At 41.7% G+C, this 18,654-nt stretch carries 15 protein-coding genes and 1 pseudogene; 9 read left to right on the forward strand and 7 right to left on the reverse strand.

Annotation, left to right across the window (positions count from 1 at the left end; translation table 11 throughout):
- Positions 1-229 precede the first annotated feature (229 nt).
- A complete protein-coding gene (locus tag AC2VOY_RS11870) occupies positions 230-739 on the forward strand; it encodes a DoxX family protein (protein ID WP_491833749.1) in 510 nt (169 codons plus the stop codon).
- Between the two features lie 113 nt (positions 740-852).
- Here the strand turns inward: AC2VOY_RS11870 and AC2VOY_RS11875 are convergent, their stop codons facing one another.
- Positions 853-1,959, reverse strand: a complete 1,107-nt coding sequence (locus tag AC2VOY_RS11875) for a TonB-dependent receptor (RefSeq protein ID WP_491833751.1) — start codon at positions 1,957-1,959, stop codon at positions 853-855.
- Positions 1,960-2,029: 70 nt separating this feature from the next.
- Here AC2VOY_RS11875 and AC2VOY_RS11880 point away from each other — a divergent pair.
- Positions 2,030-3,496, forward strand: a pseudogene (locus AC2VOY_RS11880) (ABC transporter ATP-binding protein); the annotation flags it as partial.
- Between the two features lie 25 nt (positions 3,497-3,521).
- Here AC2VOY_RS11880 and AC2VOY_RS11885 read toward each other — a convergent pair.
- Positions 3,522-4,631: an OmpG porin family protein gene (locus AC2VOY_RS11885; RefSeq protein WP_491833753.1), complete on the reverse strand. Its 1,110-nt coding sequence runs from the start codon at positions 4,629-4,631 to the stop codon at positions 3,522-3,524.
- A 363-nt stretch (positions 4,632-4,994) separates the two neighbouring features.
- Here AC2VOY_RS11885 and AC2VOY_RS11890 point away from each other — a divergent pair, with 363 nt between their 5' ends.
- From AC2VOY_RS11890 to AC2VOY_RS11915, 6 genes are read left to right on the forward strand one after another with little or no spacing between them, the layout of a single operon-like run.
- Entirely contained in the window at positions 4,995-6,251 is a 1,257-nt protein-coding gene (locus AC2VOY_RS11890; RefSeq protein ID WP_491833755.1) for an ABC transporter substrate-binding protein, read from the forward strand.
- Positions 6,252-6,260: 9 nt separating this feature from the next.
- Positions 6,261-7,385, forward strand: coding sequence for a carbohydrate ABC transporter permease (locus AC2VOY_RS11895; RefSeq protein ID WP_491833756.1), 1,125 nt, complete (start codon positions 6,261-6,263; stop codon positions 7,383-7,385).
- Complete coding sequence (locus AC2VOY_RS11900; protein WP_491833758.1) at positions 7,385-8,275, forward strand: carbohydrate ABC transporter permease; 891 nt, start codon at positions 7,385-7,387, stop codon at positions 8,273-8,275. The genes AC2VOY_RS11895 and AC2VOY_RS11900 overlap by 1 nt, the downstream gene beginning before the upstream one ends.
- 17 nt (positions 8,276-8,292) lie before the next feature.
- On the forward strand, positions 8,293-9,780 hold the full coding sequence (locus tag AC2VOY_RS11905; protein WP_491833760.1) for a glycoside hydrolase family 32 protein: 1,488 nt from the start codon (positions 8,293-8,295) through the stop codon (positions 9,778-9,780).
- Positions 9,781-9,790: 10 nt separating this feature from the next.
- On the forward strand, positions 9,791-10,870 hold the full coding sequence (locus AC2VOY_RS11910) for an ABC transporter ATP-binding protein (protein WP_491833762.1): 1,080 nt from the start codon (positions 9,791-9,793) through the stop codon (positions 10,868-10,870).
- A 52-nt stretch (positions 10,871-10,922) separates the two neighbouring features.
- The gene (locus tag AC2VOY_RS11915; protein ID WP_491833764.1) at positions 10,923-11,918 is read left to right on the forward strand and encodes a LacI family DNA-binding transcriptional regulator; all 996 of its coding nucleotides are present in this window, start codon (positions 10,923-10,925) and stop codon (positions 11,916-11,918) included.
- A 22-nt stretch (positions 11,919-11,940) separates the two neighbouring features.
- Here the strand turns inward: AC2VOY_RS11915 and AC2VOY_RS11920 are convergent, their stop codons facing one another.
- Both AC2VOY_RS11920 and AC2VOY_RS11925 read right to left on the reverse strand, forming a co-directional pair.
- Positions 11,941-12,843, reverse strand: coding sequence for a DMT family transporter (locus tag AC2VOY_RS11920; protein WP_491833766.1), 903 nt, complete (start codon positions 12,841-12,843; stop codon positions 11,941-11,943).
- 90 nt (positions 12,844-12,933) lie between these two features.
- The gene (locus tag AC2VOY_RS11925; RefSeq protein ID WP_491833768.1) at positions 12,934-13,626 is read right to left on the reverse strand and encodes a GIY-YIG nuclease family protein; all 693 of its coding nucleotides are present in this window, start codon (positions 13,624-13,626) and stop codon (positions 12,934-12,936) included.
- Positions 13,627-14,008: 382 nt separating this feature from the next.
- On the opposite strand from AC2VOY_RS11925, the gene AC2VOY_RS11930 reads away from it, so the two are divergent.
- Complete coding sequence (locus AC2VOY_RS11930; RefSeq protein ID WP_491833770.1) at positions 14,009-15,124, forward strand: acyltransferase family protein; 1,116 nt, start codon at positions 14,009-14,011, stop codon at positions 15,122-15,124.
- A gap of 86 nt (positions 15,125-15,210) precedes the next feature.
- On the opposite strand, the gene AC2VOY_RS11935 is transcribed toward AC2VOY_RS11930, so the two are convergent.
- The 3 genes from AC2VOY_RS11935 to AC2VOY_RS11945 form a co-directional block, all read right to left on the reverse strand.
- Positions 15,211-17,169: a TonB-dependent receptor plug domain-containing protein gene (locus AC2VOY_RS11935; RefSeq protein ID WP_491833772.1), complete on the reverse strand. Its 1,959-nt coding sequence runs from the start codon at positions 17,167-17,169 to the stop codon at positions 15,211-15,213.
- 287 nt (positions 17,170-17,456) lie between these two features.
- Complete coding sequence (locus AC2VOY_RS11940; protein WP_491834126.1) at positions 17,457-17,801, reverse strand: cysteine hydrolase family protein; 345 nt, start codon at positions 17,799-17,801, stop codon at positions 17,457-17,459.
- Between the two features lie 130 nt (positions 17,802-17,931).
- Positions 17,932-18,558, reverse strand: a complete 627-nt coding sequence (locus AC2VOY_RS11945) for an HD domain-containing protein (protein WP_491833774.1) — start codon at positions 18,556-18,558, stop codon at positions 17,932-17,934.
- Between the last annotated feature and the right edge of the window lie 96 nt (positions 18,559-18,654).

Below are 18,654 nucleotides of genomic sequence, written 5' to 3' on the forward strand. Positions count from 1 at the left end.
ATACTTTATAGGTGGGTATAACTGGAAATTAACGTGATTTGTGTCACAGGGATGTGATCCTATGCCATACTCACCGCTTACCATGCATTGCCAAAATGGATAGTTTAATTTCAGCCAAGCCAGTTATATGAAATATAACCCAAAAAACCAACAATCACCCTTATAAGCTATTCATTAACCAAGCTTTTCTATGCTAGTTTACGCGCCTGATATATAGAGGAGAATTAGTTTGTCACAATTGATGATCCAAGATAGTTCTCTAGTATCTAATATAATTGTTGCTATGTTGGCGACAGAAACATTAAGTTTGAACCTTAAAATGGATAGGAAGAAAATGTTCTTTTATATGTTAAAGCGTGGCTCAACAGATTTATCTGAATTAGTCGTAAGAATGATGTTAGCCATAATTTTCATTTATCATGGTTACCAAAAGCTCACAGGAATTGACGCTACAGTCGCCTTTTTTGCATCAAAAGGCTTAGAGCCTGCATTATTACTGGCTTATTTAGCTGCATGTGGAGAGCTTATCGGCGGCATCTTGATTGGGTTAGGTTTCCTTACTCGCTTAGCAGCACTAAATGGCATCATTATTATGATCATCGCAATCATTACAGCCCACTTAGATCAAGGGTTTAAAGGAATGTCATTCCAGCTTCTGATACTTGCTTGCTTTGTCATGTTTCTAATTTCTGGCGCTGGGCGTTTTTCAATCGACTATCGATTGCGAACCAAACGCTAATCCCCTATCCATAAATGGCCCGATGGGATCCAACTAAAGACAAGCTAGCCTAAAAAAAAGAGGTAGACATAAACTGCTACCTCTTTATGATTCAAATGTATTAAATCACCTGATTAAAAATCATAACTTGCTGAAATGATGAAAGTTCGTGGTGAACCTTGGATCAAATAGCTGCTGCCCGGATAACCACCAGATGATGCCCAATAATCTTTATCTGCCACATTTTCAACACGCGCACGTAAAGTTAAAGGTCTTTGATCTAGCATAGTTTCATAACGCGCACCTAAATCAAAACGTACCCAAGATGGGATCTTATACTCGTTGTCTTCATCTGTATATTGTGAGTCCGTGTAGATACTACGCCCTTCAAGGGTTAAGCCATCAACAAACGGGGTTACCCACTCAAGGTTTAGGTTTGCCGTCACTTTTGGCACACCAATCGCTGTTTTACCATCCGCTAAACCGTCTTCCGTTTTCACAAGCTCCGCATCAATCAAGGCAAAGCCACCGATCACTTTAACTTGATCATAGACTTGACCAAAACCGGTTAACTCAATCCCGCGGTTACGCTGCTCACCATTATCGGTATAAGTATTATCAGATGTATAGCGATAGCTTGGCTTGCTGATCTGGAACAGACTCACAACGCCGCCAAACTGACCATTATCGTATTTTGCGCCAACTTCATATTGCTTTGAGCGCAGCGGATCCATGACTTCCCTAGCATTGGTTACTGGCAAGCCATTATTGGTATCAGAGGCGGTATCACCCGGCACTAATGCTTCCGCGTAGTTTGCATAAAGCGTCCAATCTAGAGATGGTTGGTAGATAAGCCCAGTAAATGGCGTGAACTCATTTTTAGCATAGCGCGTGCCATTTTTGCCATCATTATCATAGCTTGTAATATCAATGCGCTGATAACGTCCGCCTAAGGTAAATTTCACCTGATCATCAAACATAGACAAGGTATCGGTCAAGGCAATGCTGGCATACTTATCTTTTTGCGTCACGACAGGATCATCTAAATCACCGCCGCTATATAAAACTTCCAAATTATTATCGAGTTGGGTGTAATCTGAAAGCGAACCTGCATCCGTGCGCCCTGTCATTTCATACGCATTTCCAAGCTCTGCGCGGTACGCCGAACCAGACAGCACCAACGTATGCCCAACGCTCCCGGTATAAAACTCATGATTCACGCCTGTATCGGCAGAAATCACATCATCTTCACGTGCATTTTCAAATGCATAGATAGATAAGTTACCATCGCTATCTGAATAAGGGTTGGTGCATCGCTATTTACTCAAGCAAAGTATTAGTTTTTTCCAGCGTGATCATGCGGGTCGTGTTGCCACCAAAGTGATGCAAAGCGCCAACGCCGTGCGTGAAACCGTGATTAAACTGCTGAGTCTTTCGGTTTATGTCATCGTATATTTAATTTCGATGTTAGTGATGATTGGCCAAGCGGATCGTATATTAGTGATCCCGATTTTAGTTTGGATGCTGATTTATACCTTAGTCCAAAGCTATTTTTTACCGCGTTTGAAAAAAATCTCCACCGCGCAAGCCAATGCGCAGGCCAATATGACTGGCCGCATTGTTGATACTTATACCAATATCACGACAGTGAAACTCTTCTCTCACGCCTCCCGTGAAAAAGATTATGCCGAATCAGGCATGAAGCAATTTTTAAACACTATTTATCGCCAAATGCGCACCCTCACCGTGCTCCTATATAGCGTGGATATTCTCAACTACTTATTGTTATTTTCAGTCGCAGCGGTTTCGATTCAATTGTGGCTCAATGAGTCAGTCACCATAGGCGTGATTGCGATTGGGATAAGCCTCTCGATTCGATTACAAGGCATGTCAAAACTTGTGATGTGGGAAGTTCGCGCTTTATTTGAAAGCATCGGCACTGTGGTTGATAGCATCAAGACGATTTCAAATGATATTGAGATCACCGACATAGACGATGCCAAGCCTTTGATAGTTAAAGATGGTGGGATTGATATCGAAAAGATTTATTTTCGTTATACGGATAAAAAGCCAGTCTTTGAAGATCTTAACTTACATCTTAAACCTGGTGAAAAAGTTGGGATTGTCGGCCGCTCTGGCGCAGGGAAGTCGACCTTAGTGAACTTGCTGCTACGCTTTCATGATATTCAAGCGGGAGAGATTTGCATTGACGGGCAAAACATTGCCCATGTGACCCAAGAGTCTTTGCGCCATCAAATCGGCCTCATTACCCAAGACACCTCACTGCTGCACAGATCCATTGGTGAAAATATTTTATATGGCAACCCAGATGCGACTCAAGAACAAGTCATCCACGCGGCAAAACAGGCACAAGCGAATGATTTTATTGAAGAGTTAAAAGATGAAATGGGCAATACTGGTTATGCTGTGCAAGTCGGTGAACGTGGCGTGAAACTCTCTGGTGGCCAGCGTCAACGCATTGCCATTGCCCGCGTACTGCTTAAAAACGCACCAATTTTGATTATGGATGAAGCCACATCAGCGCTCGACTCTGAAGTGGAAGCGGCCATTCAAAGCAATTTAGAAGTTCTGATGCAAGGTAAAACCGTCATCGCGATTGCGCACCGTTTATCAACCATTGCCAAAATGGATAGATTAATTGTGTTAGATGAAGGCCGCATTGTCGAACAAGGCCCTCATCATGAACTGCTGGCTAAAAATGGGATTTATGCCCAATTGTGGAACCATCAAACTGGTGGATTTATTGGGAACGAGTAAAAGCGCTTAAACTGCGCCTAACGCTTTAAAATGCATAATTAACCCCAATCATAGCAAAGCCATGGGTGCGGTCGCGTTTGTCTGCACTTTTGGGGCCAGTATGCGTCTCGGTAATTTCCCCTTCACGATAATTCGCTTCACCAAATAAAGTTAAATCATCTAACAGCGGATATTCCATAAATACACCATATTTGGTGAAATCTTCTTCGTATTTTTTCAGTGTTTGGCCCGACTCAAGGTGATCGATTTTCTCTTCATACTTACCAATTTCACCAAAAAAGGTAATTGAAAACCCGTTGTCAAAGCGGTAGTTAACTCTTGGCTTCCAAATTAATTCTGAAAATGTCGCAAACTCATTTGGGCTACTCCCATCATCATAAATACGTACATCGTCATCATCGACTTTATTTCCGAATTTAGCAAAATAACCTAAGGCAATATTTCCAGAATCAAAATGGTAAATCAAAGCTGAATCAGTTTCTAAAATGTTGTTATCTGGACTGCCTTTTTTGTAGAACATTTCTCTGGTAAATAACCAAGAGGTAAAGAGTTCTATGTTTTGGGTTAGTTTGTAGCTGCCAAATGGACGAATCCGTGGTTTAAAGAGCCCATCAGCAATACTTTCATGCGCGATACCTATATTTATCCCCCAGTGTCCCCAGTCTTTTTCTTGTACATAATGCGGTTGGAGCTCCATAATTGAGTTGCCCATGTCTCCTTGTTTAAATCGTTTACTGTAGGGCTTGCCCTCATAATATTCTTCTCTTGAAAAGTGATAAAACAAAAACCAATTTCCCCATAATTGTGGTCGCATTGTCCCTTCTCCCAAGACATATTTGACTTTCGACCAGACAGCTTCATCATCTTGATTGTATTCAATTTCTGTTTCAATCTTAGTGATGTAGTTGCCATGAAAAGTCGACTTTGTTTGCACAAGTATGGGATCTTCAAGTTTGTCCTGATCTTCATCCAGAACCTTATCTTCTTCAATATTTGTTTCCGCTTCATCCAAGATGTCTTTATAGGTTGAGAAATACTCAAATCGCATGCCGTTTTCCGACTTCTCTTCACTCGCACTTACCGTTCCAGAGAGAAGTAGACCCATTGAGATCATCAGCAATATTTTATTATTCATTCGTTTCACCATTGGTAAATTTATATTTCTTATAGTTTTTATATAGTTATATTTGTATATGGATTGATAAGCTTAATCATTCTCCTTTTGGCAGCTCGCCAACCTCCAACGACACAATGGAATAGTTAGGCGCTTTGAATGGCCCCATACCTCCATTCTTAATGACAACATTGTCATTTCAACACTCATAAGATATTAATGTGAAGCAGATCACCTATGCGCCATAATTGTGCAATAATTTTATGATAATCGCCGCATATCAAGCTTTAAAACCCTATTTTGGTGCATTTTTAGCTATTTCATTCTTATTTTGATGTTTAGAATGATGAAGAGATAAAATGACAACATTGACTTGGTGGAATTATGAAAAAATCAATTACTGTTTTAGCGTTACCGCTTTCGTTTATTTCTACACTTGTATTAGCAGCACCAACGGAAGTTAAGATTTGGCGTCATCAAACCGGCGATACTGAAATGCAGGCCAGCTCTGATATGGTCAAGCGATTCAATCAATCTCAAGATAAATGGAAGGTTGTGGTCGAGTCGATTCCTGAAGGCGCCTACAATGAGTCGGTAACTGCGGCGGCAATGGCAAATCAGCTTCCTTGCGCCATGACAATCGATCAGCCAACCGTATCAAACTTCGCTTGGTCTGGGTTTATTCGTCCATTGGATGACCTACTCGATAAATCTGTCTATGCATCCGTGATTGAAGGCGGAAAAGGAACCTATAAAGATCACTTATATTCGCTTGGACAATTCGATGTCACCATTGTCATGTTCACTCGCTATTCCATTTTAAAAAAATACAATATCCGTGTCCCAAGTGTTGATAGCCCTTGGACACTGGCTGAATTTGACGAAGCGCTTGCCAAACTAAAAGCATCTGGTGATTTTAAATACCCACTGGATCTCAATGCGGCATGGGGCGGTGAATGGACAAGTTATGGTTGGGGGCCGATGTTACAAAGCTTTGGGGGCGATCTCATTGATAGGGAAAGTTACGTTGAGGCTGAAGATATTCTAAATGGCGAGCAAGCCATTGAATTTGCAGATTGGTTTAAACATCTAGTCGATAATAATTTAATAGATAAGAAACCTGCTAACGACAAAGGCTTTATCTCTGGACGTGTGGCCATTCATTATACGGGAAGTTGGTCGGCTGAAAGTTACGATCAAGCGTTTGGCGACGACTTAGCTGTTTTACCCCCACCTGATTTTGGCAACTCACCTGTGATTGGCGGTGGTTCTTGGCAATGGGCTGTCACAAAAGCCTGCCCAACCCCTGAAGGCGCGGCTGAGTTTATATCCTTTATCATGCAGCCTGAAGAAATCGCTACATTTGTTGATAAAACCAGCCTAGTACCAACCAAACCTGAGGCTGCCGCTTTATCGGAGCAATATAAAGAAGGCGGGAAGTGGAACATGTTTTACGTCTATTCAAGCCTTTACACCAAAAACCGCCCATCAACACCAGCCTATCCGGTGATCTCAAACTCATTTGATAAAGCAATGCGCGACATTATCGACGGCAAAGATCCGCAAGATGCATTAGATATGGCGGTTGATAAGATCGAACAAAATATCTTAGATAATCAAGGCTATGGTTTTGATATGTAAGGGGTTGATATGAATACTGAAACCATGAATAGCAGATTTATTGAAAAAACCGTCAAGAAGCATAGCTATGAGACGCAACAAAAACGTTACGGCCTTTTAATGGGCGCGCCTGCGCTTTTTGGTTTACTTATGTTTATCGTGGTACCTTTTTTGATGGCAATTACGATGACATTCACCAATCAGCGCATGATGTCTCCCCACCCAACTGAGATGGTTGGCCTGAGCAATTATGAACGCTTGCTAAGTATTAATTACCTAGTCATCGAGCCGACCCTTGATGAGGCGGGCAAGCCAAAACTTAATCGTCAAGGCGAGGTTCAATACCCAAGACTACGTACCCTGACACGTAAAACCCATAAAGAGCTAAAAGGCTATTACGAGCTAACTAGTTTTGGCTTATCTGATCATAAAAAATTAGTAATTTTAGCCAAAGATCCAACCTTTTATAAATCCCTGTGGAATACCTTGCTGTTTGCGCTGATGGTTGTCCCACTTCAAGGGGGCACAGCATTAGCCTTGGCGCTTTTGGTCAATCGCGGCTTAAAAGGCACTAAGTTTTTCCGTACCGTTTATTTCTCACCTGTGGTGACCTCTATGGTCGTGGTCTCGATTGTCTGGACATTTTTGTATCACAAAGATTCAGGTTTAATAAATGAGTACTTACGAATTTTAACCTTTGGCGCAGTTGGGCCCATAGATTGGCTGGGTGACAAAGACTGGGCGATGCCGTCTATTGTGATCATGTCTTCATGGCAAGGCGCGGGCGTGCAAATGTTGATCTTTTTGGCTGGCTTGCAGGGAATTTCAAAAGACTTATATGAAGCAGCGGATATAGATGGTGCCAATGCATGGCAAAAATTTCGCTACATCACCTTGCCAAGCTTAAAAAACACCATGGTTTTCATTGTGATCTCCACGACTATCGCCGCCTTTGGTCTCTTTACCCAAGTCGATGTGATGACCAATGGTGGCCCACAAGACTCAACTACAACTGTGATGTATCACCTTGTTCAAAAAGGCTTTAGAGAGATGGATACGGCCTATGGCTCAACCATAAGCGTGATTTATTTCTTAATCATTCTTGCGATTGCAATGATGCAAAAACGAATTTTCGACAAAAAGGATGCCAAATAATGATGCAATCAGTGGATCCAAAATCTGGTTATAAAAAAATGCTCACTTTCACCTTAATGTGTGTATTAGCTTATATTTTCGCATTTCCGTTGCTATTTATGATTTCGTCATCTTTTAAGCCGGAAAATCAAATATTTACTGATTTATATTCCCTTAATGCGATATTACCTGTTGGGGATATATCCTTTGATAACTATACCGCTGTGTTTGAAAAAAGCCGTATCGGCAAATTCTTTATGAACTCTATTTTTATCACAGGTGTTAGTGTCGCGGTCGGCTTATTGATTAACTCTATGGCTGCATTTTCATTAGCGCGCCTTGAGTGGCGAGGCAAAACCTTGGTATTGAGCTTAATTATCTCACTTTTAATTATCCCCGCAGAAGCCATTATGATCCCTTTGCTCAGTTTAGTGGCCGAACTGCCATGGATTGGCTTTGAAGGTGGTGAGTTTGTGGTGCAAAACACTTGGCTTAATAGCTATCAAGTGCAAATTATTCCTGGGCTTGCTAATGCTTTCTCTATCTTTTTGTTTTATCAATTTTTTAAAGATATTCCTAAAGACTTTGATGAAGCTGCTGCGATTGATGGTGCAAAACCCTTTCAAATTTACTGGCGCATCATAGTGCCGATGAGTGGACCTGTGTTTGCCACCGTTGCAATTTTGCAATTTCTAGGCAACTGGAATGCCTATCTCTGGCCTGTCATGGTGACCCAAAGTGAAGATGTACGCCCTATCATGCTTGGGATCCAACAGTTCTTTGGTAATGCCACTTCATGGGGTGAAGTCATGGCTTATGCAACCCTCATCACTTTACCCGTTTTAGCTGTTTTCTTAATTTTCCAACGTCGCTTTGTGCAAAGTTTAGCGGGCGCAGGTATTAAAGGTTAATCTTAGGAGTTTATAAGATGCAACAATTATCAACAGACATTTTTCGCCCAAGTATGCACTTTAGTCCGCCTTTTGGCTGGATGAATGATCCCAATGGATTGGTATATATCAACCAAGAATATCACCTCTTTTATCAATATTACCCTTATGGCAACAAATGGGGCCCGATGCACTGGGGGCACGCTGTCAGCGCGGATTTACTCAGATGGCAACACCTGCCACCAGCACTTGTGCCGGATGATACTGGCATGTGTTTTTCAGGTAGTGCTGTGATTGACTGGCACAATGCAAGTGGTTTATTTGATGATCCAACCCAGCCGGGGATCATGGCCTTTTATACCGCATGCATTGCGCCCACCGATGGCACAGATGGAATTCAAATGCAAAGCCTTGCATATAGCAAAGATGGCGGGTTAGCTTGGGAAAAACTGGCTCAAAATCCAATTTTAGCCAATCCCGGCTTAAAAGATTTTCGCGATCCCAAAGTCATTTGGCATCCACAAAGCAAGGCTTGGATTATGGTTGTAACCGAAGGGCAAGCGATTGGCTTTTATCGCTCTTTGGATCTAAAAAATTGGGAAAAAACATCCCTCTTTGGGGAAGATCAAGGTGCTCATGACGCCCTGCCTTGGGAGTGCCCAGACTTGTTCCCAATCCAACTCGAAGGCAGTGACAAAACCTACTGGGCATTAATTGTTGGCGTGCAAGGTGGGAGTTATGCGGGCGGCTCTGGCACGCAATACTTTATTGGACACTTTGATGGCTTTGAATTTACCAATCAACACGACAAAGACCAAGTGCTATGGCTCGACTACGGACGCGATTATTACGCCGCCCAAACTTGGGCAGATGTTACCGACGGCACTCGTGTTGCCATTGCTTGGATGAATAATTGGCAATATGCCAACGAAGTTCCCACCCAAAGTTGGCGCGGCGCGATGAGTGCACCACGTACGCTAACCCTTGATGAAACCAGCAATGGACTACGTTTACTTTCTCGCCTGCCAAAAGAGTGGTCGCTCGATACCTTGTCTTGCCCCTTGCAAAGTACAAGCCTTCGCGCAGGTGAGTCACACCCGATCACAGCGTCTCATCTTGCAGGGGTGTTATCTGCGCAGATTGAACTGACTTTCGACACAAAAATAGAATTACGACCATTTGGCAATCAGAGTTTGGTGTATACCATTTTGCGCTCAAAAGAAGGCTATCACATCACGACAACACGCATTGTGGCCGACAAAGGTGAACCAAATTATGAAGACACGTTTGCTCATCAAACCAGCTTAACCTTACCAACCCAGGAGCAACTACAACTCACCGCGTTGATTGACCATAGCTCTTGTGAATTGCTGCTTCAAAATGGTGAATTTTGCCTGACAGACTTGGCGTTTGACAAAAACATGTCCAGCTTTGAAGTCACTTGTTTAGATGGGCATTGTCATTTGTCGCAACTGTCTTTTTGTCAACCAAACACAATTCAATCTCCAGCAGTTAGACTGGCCTAAGGGGTAAATTATGGGAAGCGTTAAATTAGCCAATGTCACGAAAAGCTTTGGCAATACACAAACTATTCATGGCGTCAGTTTAGATATTCAAGACGGTGAATTTGTAGTTTTTGTTGGGCCATCGGGTTGCGGTAAGTCCACTTTATTAAGAATGATAGCTGGCCTTGAGTCGATCACCAGCGGCGATATTTCGATTAGCGGCGAACGCGTCAACGACTTGCAACCTTCTGATCGAGGCATTGCAATGGTGTTTCAATCTTATGCCCTGTATCCGCACATGACAGTGTATGAAAACATAGCCTTTAGCATGAAACTTGCGAAGATGAGCAAAGCTGACATCGATGAAAAAGTGATGCAGGCGGCAAAATCCCTGCACCTTGAAAAGCTTTTGGACCGTAAACCTTCTGAGTTATCTGGCGGGCAGCGCCAACGGGTGGCAATTGGTCGCTCGATTGTGCGCTATCCAGAAGTATTTTTATTTGATGAGCCATTGTCAAACCTAGATGCCGAATTGCGCGTTAAAATGCGCATCGAAATTGCTCGCCTCCATAAAGAGTTAGATTCCACCATGATCTATGTCACGCATGATCAAGTAGAAGCCATGACCTTAGCCGACAAAATTGTCGTCCTCAATGCTGGACGTATTGAACAAGTCGGTACGCCACTTGAATTATATCAGCATCCAGATAACTTATTTGTGGCAGGCTTTATTGGCTCACCAAAGATGAACTTCTTACCTGGCGTTGTTGCGCAGCAGACAGATACAGAGGTTAGCATTAATATTGGGGAGTGCTCACGAGTGGTGCTGCCAGCAACGAAACGTCCATTAAATGAAGGCGATAAAGTCACCATCGGCGTACGACCTGAACATATCCAACTTGGGCAAGGGGAAGGCTTAAACCTTGAAGTTATACCTAAAGTGGTTGAAAATCTTGGCGGCCACAGTTTTTTATATACTGAACTTGAAGGCAACAATGTATCCGTTGAACTTGAAGGGGTATATGAGAATAAAGACTATGTGCCTATCCACATTTTTGCTAATCTAAACAATATCCATCTCTTTGATGAAAATGGAAAATCTTTAAAATAATCCCGACAGCGGCATGTGACTTCGTGCCGCTTTTTTCTCGCATAAGGTTGTTATGGTTACAATTAAACAAGTCGCAGCACGCGCTGGCACCTCATTTAAGACAGTGAGTCGTGTGATTAATAATGAGAATAATGTCAGACCTGAAACTAGAAAAAAAATAGAAAAAGCAATTGCAGAACTCGGTTATCGTCCAAATGGTGCGGCGCGAATGATGCGTAACACAAAATCAGGCGTGATTGGCTTTATTGCCGATGAAGTTTCGACAACGCCTGCTGCTATCGAGATCATCAAAGGGGCGCAAGAGGTAGCTTGGCAGCATAACAAACTATTGATGGTATTAAATATAAAGCCTGATGATGGCTCAACCGAGCATGCCATCGACCAACTGTTGCAATTTCGCGCAGAAGGGATTATCTACGCCAGCATGTACCATAAACCGGTTAATCTACCGACTGATTTTCATCATACGCCAAAAGTCTTAGTGAACTGCTTTAGCCCGACTCAAAATATTGCCAGTGTGGTGCCAGATGACTACTTAGCCGCTTATGAACTCACAAACCGAATGTTGCAAAAAGGCTATAAACGGATTGCTTTATTAAACCTAAATCGCCGTATTATTGCAGCCTCTGAGCGTCAACGCGGTTATTTTGATGCGCATTACGCCGCAGGAATTCAAGTCGATGATGCCTATGCAAGAAATGCGGTCATAGAAGAAAATGGTAAAGAAAAACTCATCACAATCAAAGTACTCGAAGAATTACTCGCCCTACCTGAGCCGCCGGATGCAATTGTATGCGGCAAAGACCAACTCGCAATGGAAGTTTATTTTCACCTGTCACAAAAAGGCATTCGTGTTGGACAAGATATTGCCATAGGCAGTTTTGATAACATGAAACCTATTCCCGATACATTAAAACCTGGTTTATCAACCATGGCCTTGCCGCATCTAGAAATGGGTAAATGGGGCATGCAATATCTCATCGAAGAACAAAAGCATAGCGAACAAATTAAACTCCCTTGCTCATTTATCGAGAGGGAGTCTTTTTAATTCCAATCCGGAGCATTTGAGCCTAACGCCCTCGCCTTTCCCATTGGGTAATGAATACAATAGACGCAATCATAATGGTTGCGCCTACCCATAAATTACCCGATGGGACCCAACCAAAGACAAGCCAACCTAAGAACACATTAAACGGCAGTTTAGCTAAATCAAACGGTTGCACAAATGATGCATCCGCAACTGCGTAAGCTTTAGCAATCGCCCATTGCGCCAAGGCAGTTAAAGCGCCCGCGGCAATCAAAAGCAGCCAAACATTCACGCCCACAGGCGTAGACCAAGTTGGAAAGGCTAAAAACAAGTTAAATGGCGTCAACAACACAAGTAAATACACCACCATTGTCGATGGGGAATCATTGACTGACATTTTCTTCACCATCAAAGAATAACAAGCCCAGAAAAAAGCCGCGCCAACGGGCAATAATGTCGCCCAGCTAAAGGCATCTGACCAAGGCGCTAGAATAATCATCGCGCCGATAAAGCCGGCTAAGGTTGCGCACCATCTTGCCCAACCGACCTTTTCTTTTAGTAGTAAACCTGAACCCACAGTGGCAAACAAAGGCGATGTCATTAATAGTGCGATGCCCTGCCAAATCGGCACAGGGTATGCGAGCGCTAAAAACCATAATTGAATCCCAATCACGGAAAGAAATACACGAAACGCATGCCACCAAAAATGCTGCGTATATAAAGAGCGGCGGATCCCAAGGGTTTTGAGGTAAGGTAAAATCGCGACCAAGGCAATGCCATATTGTAAGAATGCCACCGTGGTGGATGGAATCGAAAAGCTGATACTCACATATTGAGCGATGCTGTTTACTAACGCAAAGGCAATGCCTGCGATTAACATCCAAGTTGCGCCTAAGACGGGCGAATGATGCGAAATAACGGGTTGTGATGTAGCGATTTTTGACATAATGCTCTTATTGCAAAAAAGTTAACAAAAAATGGTGGCAAACATCATAGGCTGTTAACAAATTAAGCTCAAGGGCTGTTTCACACTAGGCTAATCTGTTTGTCCATATTGAAATCTGGGGACGCGGTTGTTTTCACTAAAGTAAGCGCCGATTAAATCAACTTCAATCTCATGTCGCAAATGAGCCTGTGATAAATCGATACTTTGTGAAACTGAAAAAAATACGTGACTCATGCCTTTTGAAGCTAAACCGCCCCAATCTTTTTTAGCATGTTGCGCTAGCCTAGCTTGCAATTTCTGAGTCTCACCTATGTATATAACCTCTTGGCTTTGGTGATCAAAAATACGATACACAGCTGGCGAATTTTGAAATTTCTTAATATTAATTAAGTTCAACAGACGAGGCTTTGACCATTCGAGCCCCATCCAATTAAGATCATTACTTTTACCAATATGAGGAAGCGCCTTGCTTGTGGTTAAGCCAGCAGGGTTTAATTCACTCAAGGGTAATTGCGCCCCCTTTCGACCTTGCTTCTTATTACTTGGTTTCACCCAAAATTGATGAAATCGTCCATAATTACATAAGGTTGAAAAACCAAAGCTTTGTCTGTGCTGCCATAGCATAAAATCTTCCAACCCCTGCCTTTGCGGTGTTGCAAGGTCAGTGATAAGAAATGAAAATTCGTATTCAAAGGCTTCTTCTTTGCGCCAAATCCATAAATTCGGGGCGGCTGTATGTGGGTCATTATAAGGCATCTCTTGTGCATAAACGCCTTTTTTCAATGCTCTTAAGCGCTCCCTTAAACACCTCCCTGTTTGACCTATATAAATTAGGCCATTTTTCCAATCGCTCGAATACGATAAAGCCCCGCATGTTTTAAGGGGACACGGTTATATATTTCGGGGCCACCATCTAATGCAAACCATTCTGACCAAACTAGATTATCTATATTCATGACAGCCCTATTCTTCCCAAAATTATAATCAATATTAAACACGACTTAGCCACTTAAAGCTTATTTGTAGAATATCAAAAATAGCCTAATTTAACCCAATTTAAGCTCGCATAACAAAAACCATATAAAGTGAGTCTCCTCTCAAAAGTCACACAATAAAGGATAATATCATATGGTATGATTTTACTTTTAACCTACGGATTTCACGAATGAAAAGATTTGCTGCGCTTGATGGGTTAAGAGGAGTCAGTGCCCTATTTGTTGTCGTTTTTCATATGAATTGGCTTGATTCATTTACTGGCCATCCTTTTGCTAGAGGCAGTTTTCTTTTTGTTGAGTTCTTTTTTGTTTTAAGTGGCTTTGTGTTGGCGCATGGTTACGGGTTTAAAGAAAATTTAAGCTTTACGCACTACATGAAAGCACGTTTCTTTAGGTTGTACCCACTGCACTTGGCGATGTTTCTTTGTATTATCCTTTATCAGTTTATACATATGGCGGTCAATCATTATACTGGGACCAATTTTGGCATAGAACCCTTTACAGCCAAATATGATGTGCATGAAATTATACCGAATTTATTATTGATCCAATCCTGGTTCCCAATGTTCAATAATGTCAGTTTTAATGGCTCGTCTTGGAGCATTAGTATTGAATTTTATATGTATGCATTATTGTTCGCCACCTTAGTGACATTCAAATCTTATCGCATTCTTTCTTGGCTACTTCTTTCATTTGCCTCATTTATCCTGATTTACTTAAACCTTGAAATCGTGCCTAACTCTATTTTAAGGGGGCTTTCATGCTTTTTTGGTGGGAGCGTGATTTATGTGATATATCAAAAACTATCACACATCAAACCATCCTATAAAGTTGCCACCTTAATTGAATCCGCCTTGATTCTATCTGTCATTCTAGTCATTCAGTCAAAAAGTGACTATCGACCTATTTTTGCTTCATGCACTTTCTTCATTGTAGTGTTGTGCTTCGCGTTTGAATCCGGTTTTTTTTCTGCATTATTAAAAACGAAATGGTTACAATTGTTAGGTGTTCTGTCCTATTCAATTTATATGATCCACGGGATTCTTCTTTTATATATACGCGCACTCTTTACGCTGATGGATAACCTACTTGGAACAAGGCTATACCCACTTATTGATGGGGTTAAATATATGGATTTTGGCAGCAGTATGGCGAATAATATTGGCATTGTTCTATTCTGGCTGTTAACTATTTACTGCTCAAAATATACCTATAAATACATAGAAGTTTATGGCAAAAAACTAGGAGAGAAGTTTAACGTCAACAATAGTTTAAGACTTTCTTGAAACTGAGGTTTTATATTGCTTTCAAAGCATATATTAAAGGCCCACCTTTGAGTCAAAAGTGAGCCTTTTTATACAAAATAATTTAATTAAAAGTCATATTTTATCCCAAAACGGACATCACGCCCGGCAGCATAAACGCCAGATACACTTTCAAAGCCAGGGAATTTGGTAAAGTCGCCAATGCTTGAGTGATCACGATAATACTCATCAAACAAGTTGGTCACAGCTAGGTTCAGTTGTAAATCTTGGTTATCTAGCGGCATCCATTGAATGAAAACATCATGCACTTGATAGCTTGGTTTATCAATGCTTGATCCTTCCTCAACATAAGGATTTTCCACTTCAACATTATCTAAATCAGCCACATAGGTATAGTTCCAACCAAACTCAAGGCTTGGGTTAAGCGCATAACTCATGTTAAGTCCAAAAGTGTCCCCACGCGAGATACCAAGGCCAACATGATCATAGCCATTTAATGTTTGGCCATTTAGCTCAGAATCGACATGACTAAAGCTCGCCATAGCCGTAAACCCTTGATTCCAATAAGTCGCTTGTAATTCATAACCTTCACTTTCAAGCTTCCCAACATTCTGATAAATGCGATCTTCAACATCAATCACATCATCAATTGTGCTTTTAAAAACAGTTGCTGAAGCGCGTAAATTTTGCTGTTGGTATTCAAGCCCGACTTCAATATTTTCTGCAGTTTCTTCTTTAAGATCAGGATCAATGCCATACAAATCAAGGGTAAAAGTATCACCGACTTGCTTTCCACGAAGCGCTTGTGCATAGCCCGCATTTAATTTTAGCCCGTCGATAATCTGGTAATTAAAGCCAATATTTGAGCTGATACCGTCACTGTCGATATCCACACCCGTTGATTCTTGCTCTAATTTATAATAATCATAACGGGTACCAAAGCTGAGTAATAGGTTAGGCAGAGCTTGCCAATGATCTTGAAGATAAATCCCATAGACATCACCTTCCTCTTTCACCGCTGGCGCTGCGCCTGATTCTAATGACTGCGCTTTTGCTTCATCTGCGCGATATTCAACGCCATAGGTCAAGGCATGATTTTGAACTTCACTGGTGTTTCGCACATCAACCCCATACGTACTCACCTCTCCGTTATATTTACCATAGACAGCATCTTGCGTAACTTCAGCTTGGGTGTAATAAAAGGTGTCTTCAAGATTGATATATTGATTTACACTTAAGCTATGGTTGGCTGTCACTGTATGGCGCTCGGTTTCAAGCGGGTATAAAGGCGCATCTTCAAGTGCTGGCCAATTTGGTCGGCGTCCAAAATCACCTTCTTCGGTGCGATATTCGTAACTAAAAGATAAGGTTTGGGTAGGTGTTAAATAGCCATCAAGTTTAATAAAAGCTAAATCTTTATCCGACGATGAGCCGTTAATTTTATGCCCATGACCATCTTCCATATCTTTATTTTCAGCCGTCACAAATGAGCCAAAAATCCCCCAGTTTTCATTTATTTCACCGTATAAACTGGCACTGGTCTTATAGCCTTCATTGGTGAAATAATTGGCACTCACGCTACCGCCAAAACTTTCACCAGGATCGAGCAAGTCATGCGCACTTTTGGTTTTAAAACGAATCGCACCGCCGAGTGTGCCAAACCCACTGGTCGCTTCACCTGCGCCCGCTTGAACTTCTACTGTTTCAAGTAAATCAGGATCGATAGATAAACGGCCGATGTGATGGAAAAGTGTGCTCGTTTGTGGCGCCCCATCGACAGTGACATTTAAGTAGGTATCTTCAAGCCCTCTGACATAAACTTTCTGTGCGACACCTATCGAGCCGCCAACTGTCACGGACGGATCCGTTCTAAAAATATCTTCTAAATCTTGCGCTTGGTAATATTCAAGTTCGGTATCTGTGACTGAAAAGTTTGTCAGTTCGCCAACCACAACAATTTTATCTGTTGTATCCGACTCTGAAGACTTCTCGTTTTGTGCAAAAGAAACCGGCGATGCAATCGCTCCCATAATTGCCATCGCGGTGACTGATAGCTTACATTCCATAGTTATAATTCCATTGTGAGTTATATGTATTGATTTAATACCACTAATGATAATGGTGATGATAATTATTTCTATTCACGAATCTTATACATCAATGGAAATCATACATACAGATGGAATACATACTATGTTACAAAAGCATCAAAATTGAGTCTAATTCTTTAATAAACAATGAGTTGAATTACTTTTTGTGGGGATTTATTTAGATATGCGGAGGAAGCGAGTCACCTAATATGCAACTCTTTCTCTGCCGTTACAATACCAAGCACGAATAGGATACTCATTTATTAGCTTTTCAAGCGATCGATGATCTCAGTATTGGATAACGGAACGCCAATGCCACTATTTACCATGTATCCAAATGATTCATCATGACAACCTTGATCATATGAATCGATACATTCTTTGGCTAATAACAAACGATAATCGCGTTGATATGCATCGATAGCAGTCACTCTCACACATGCATGAGTATTTACACCAGCAATGACAATTTCACTAGGTGCCATTTCATTTAAGATTTCATCGAGATCTGTTTCAAAGAAAGCACTATAGCGTTTTTTGATGACTTCATACTCTTCTGGATTTCGAACCAGTTCACTTAATAACTCACAACCACGAGTACCTTCAATAGTCCACTTTTGAGTCGATTAAACGGTGCCCCCCGACACCCATGTCAAGACGGACACCTTAATCACTTAAACCAAGCATAGTAAAATACCACGCATTGCGAAGCACTCTTAAACAATTTATTAGCTGAATTTACATCTCAGAATCGAGCTGTTGAATATAGTTTTTCATAAACTGAACTCGTCTTGCTGCTTCTTGCTTAGCAGAAGATGTGTGCATTTGCTCCGCCAATTTAAATAGCTTCACTTGAAAGTGATCTAATGTAAATGATTTGTCATCAAGTCCACGATGTTTAGCATATGGATCTTCACTGTGGTATAAGCTGGCACCAAAGCTAGAACTTACCTGCAAGCATCGTGAAACACCTATGGCTCCTAGTGCATCTAATCTATCTGCATCTTGCACAATTTGCGCTTCAATTGTTGTAGGCTTGATTCCTGTGCTGAAGCTATGCGCTATGATCGCGTGTTTGATTGCTTTTAACTTCTCAAGAGGGTAATTGATAGAACGTAGGAACTGTTCTGCTTTTTCTGCCGCAACCGCAGAGCTTGATGCTCGCTCTGGATGATTTTTGGGGAAGGTGAAGCAATCATGCAAATAAGCCGCAGGCAAAACGACTAGCAGATCAGCTTGTTCTTTTTGGCAGAGTTCCCTCGCAGTTTTCACGACCCTAAACACATGATTTAGATCGTGTGCCGGATCTTGGATCATCTCTGCGCGGATAAAACGTACAAACTCAGATTCGTATTTTTCTAACAACTGCTCTTCCTTGTATAGTTGACTGCAGTTAACGCCGCATTAACCTGTGAGTCCCAACACCAAAGCATTCGCTTGCGCCTTATTCACTTAACTTAT

It is taken from the genome of Vibrio sp. KMM 9700 (assembly GCF_058545285.1).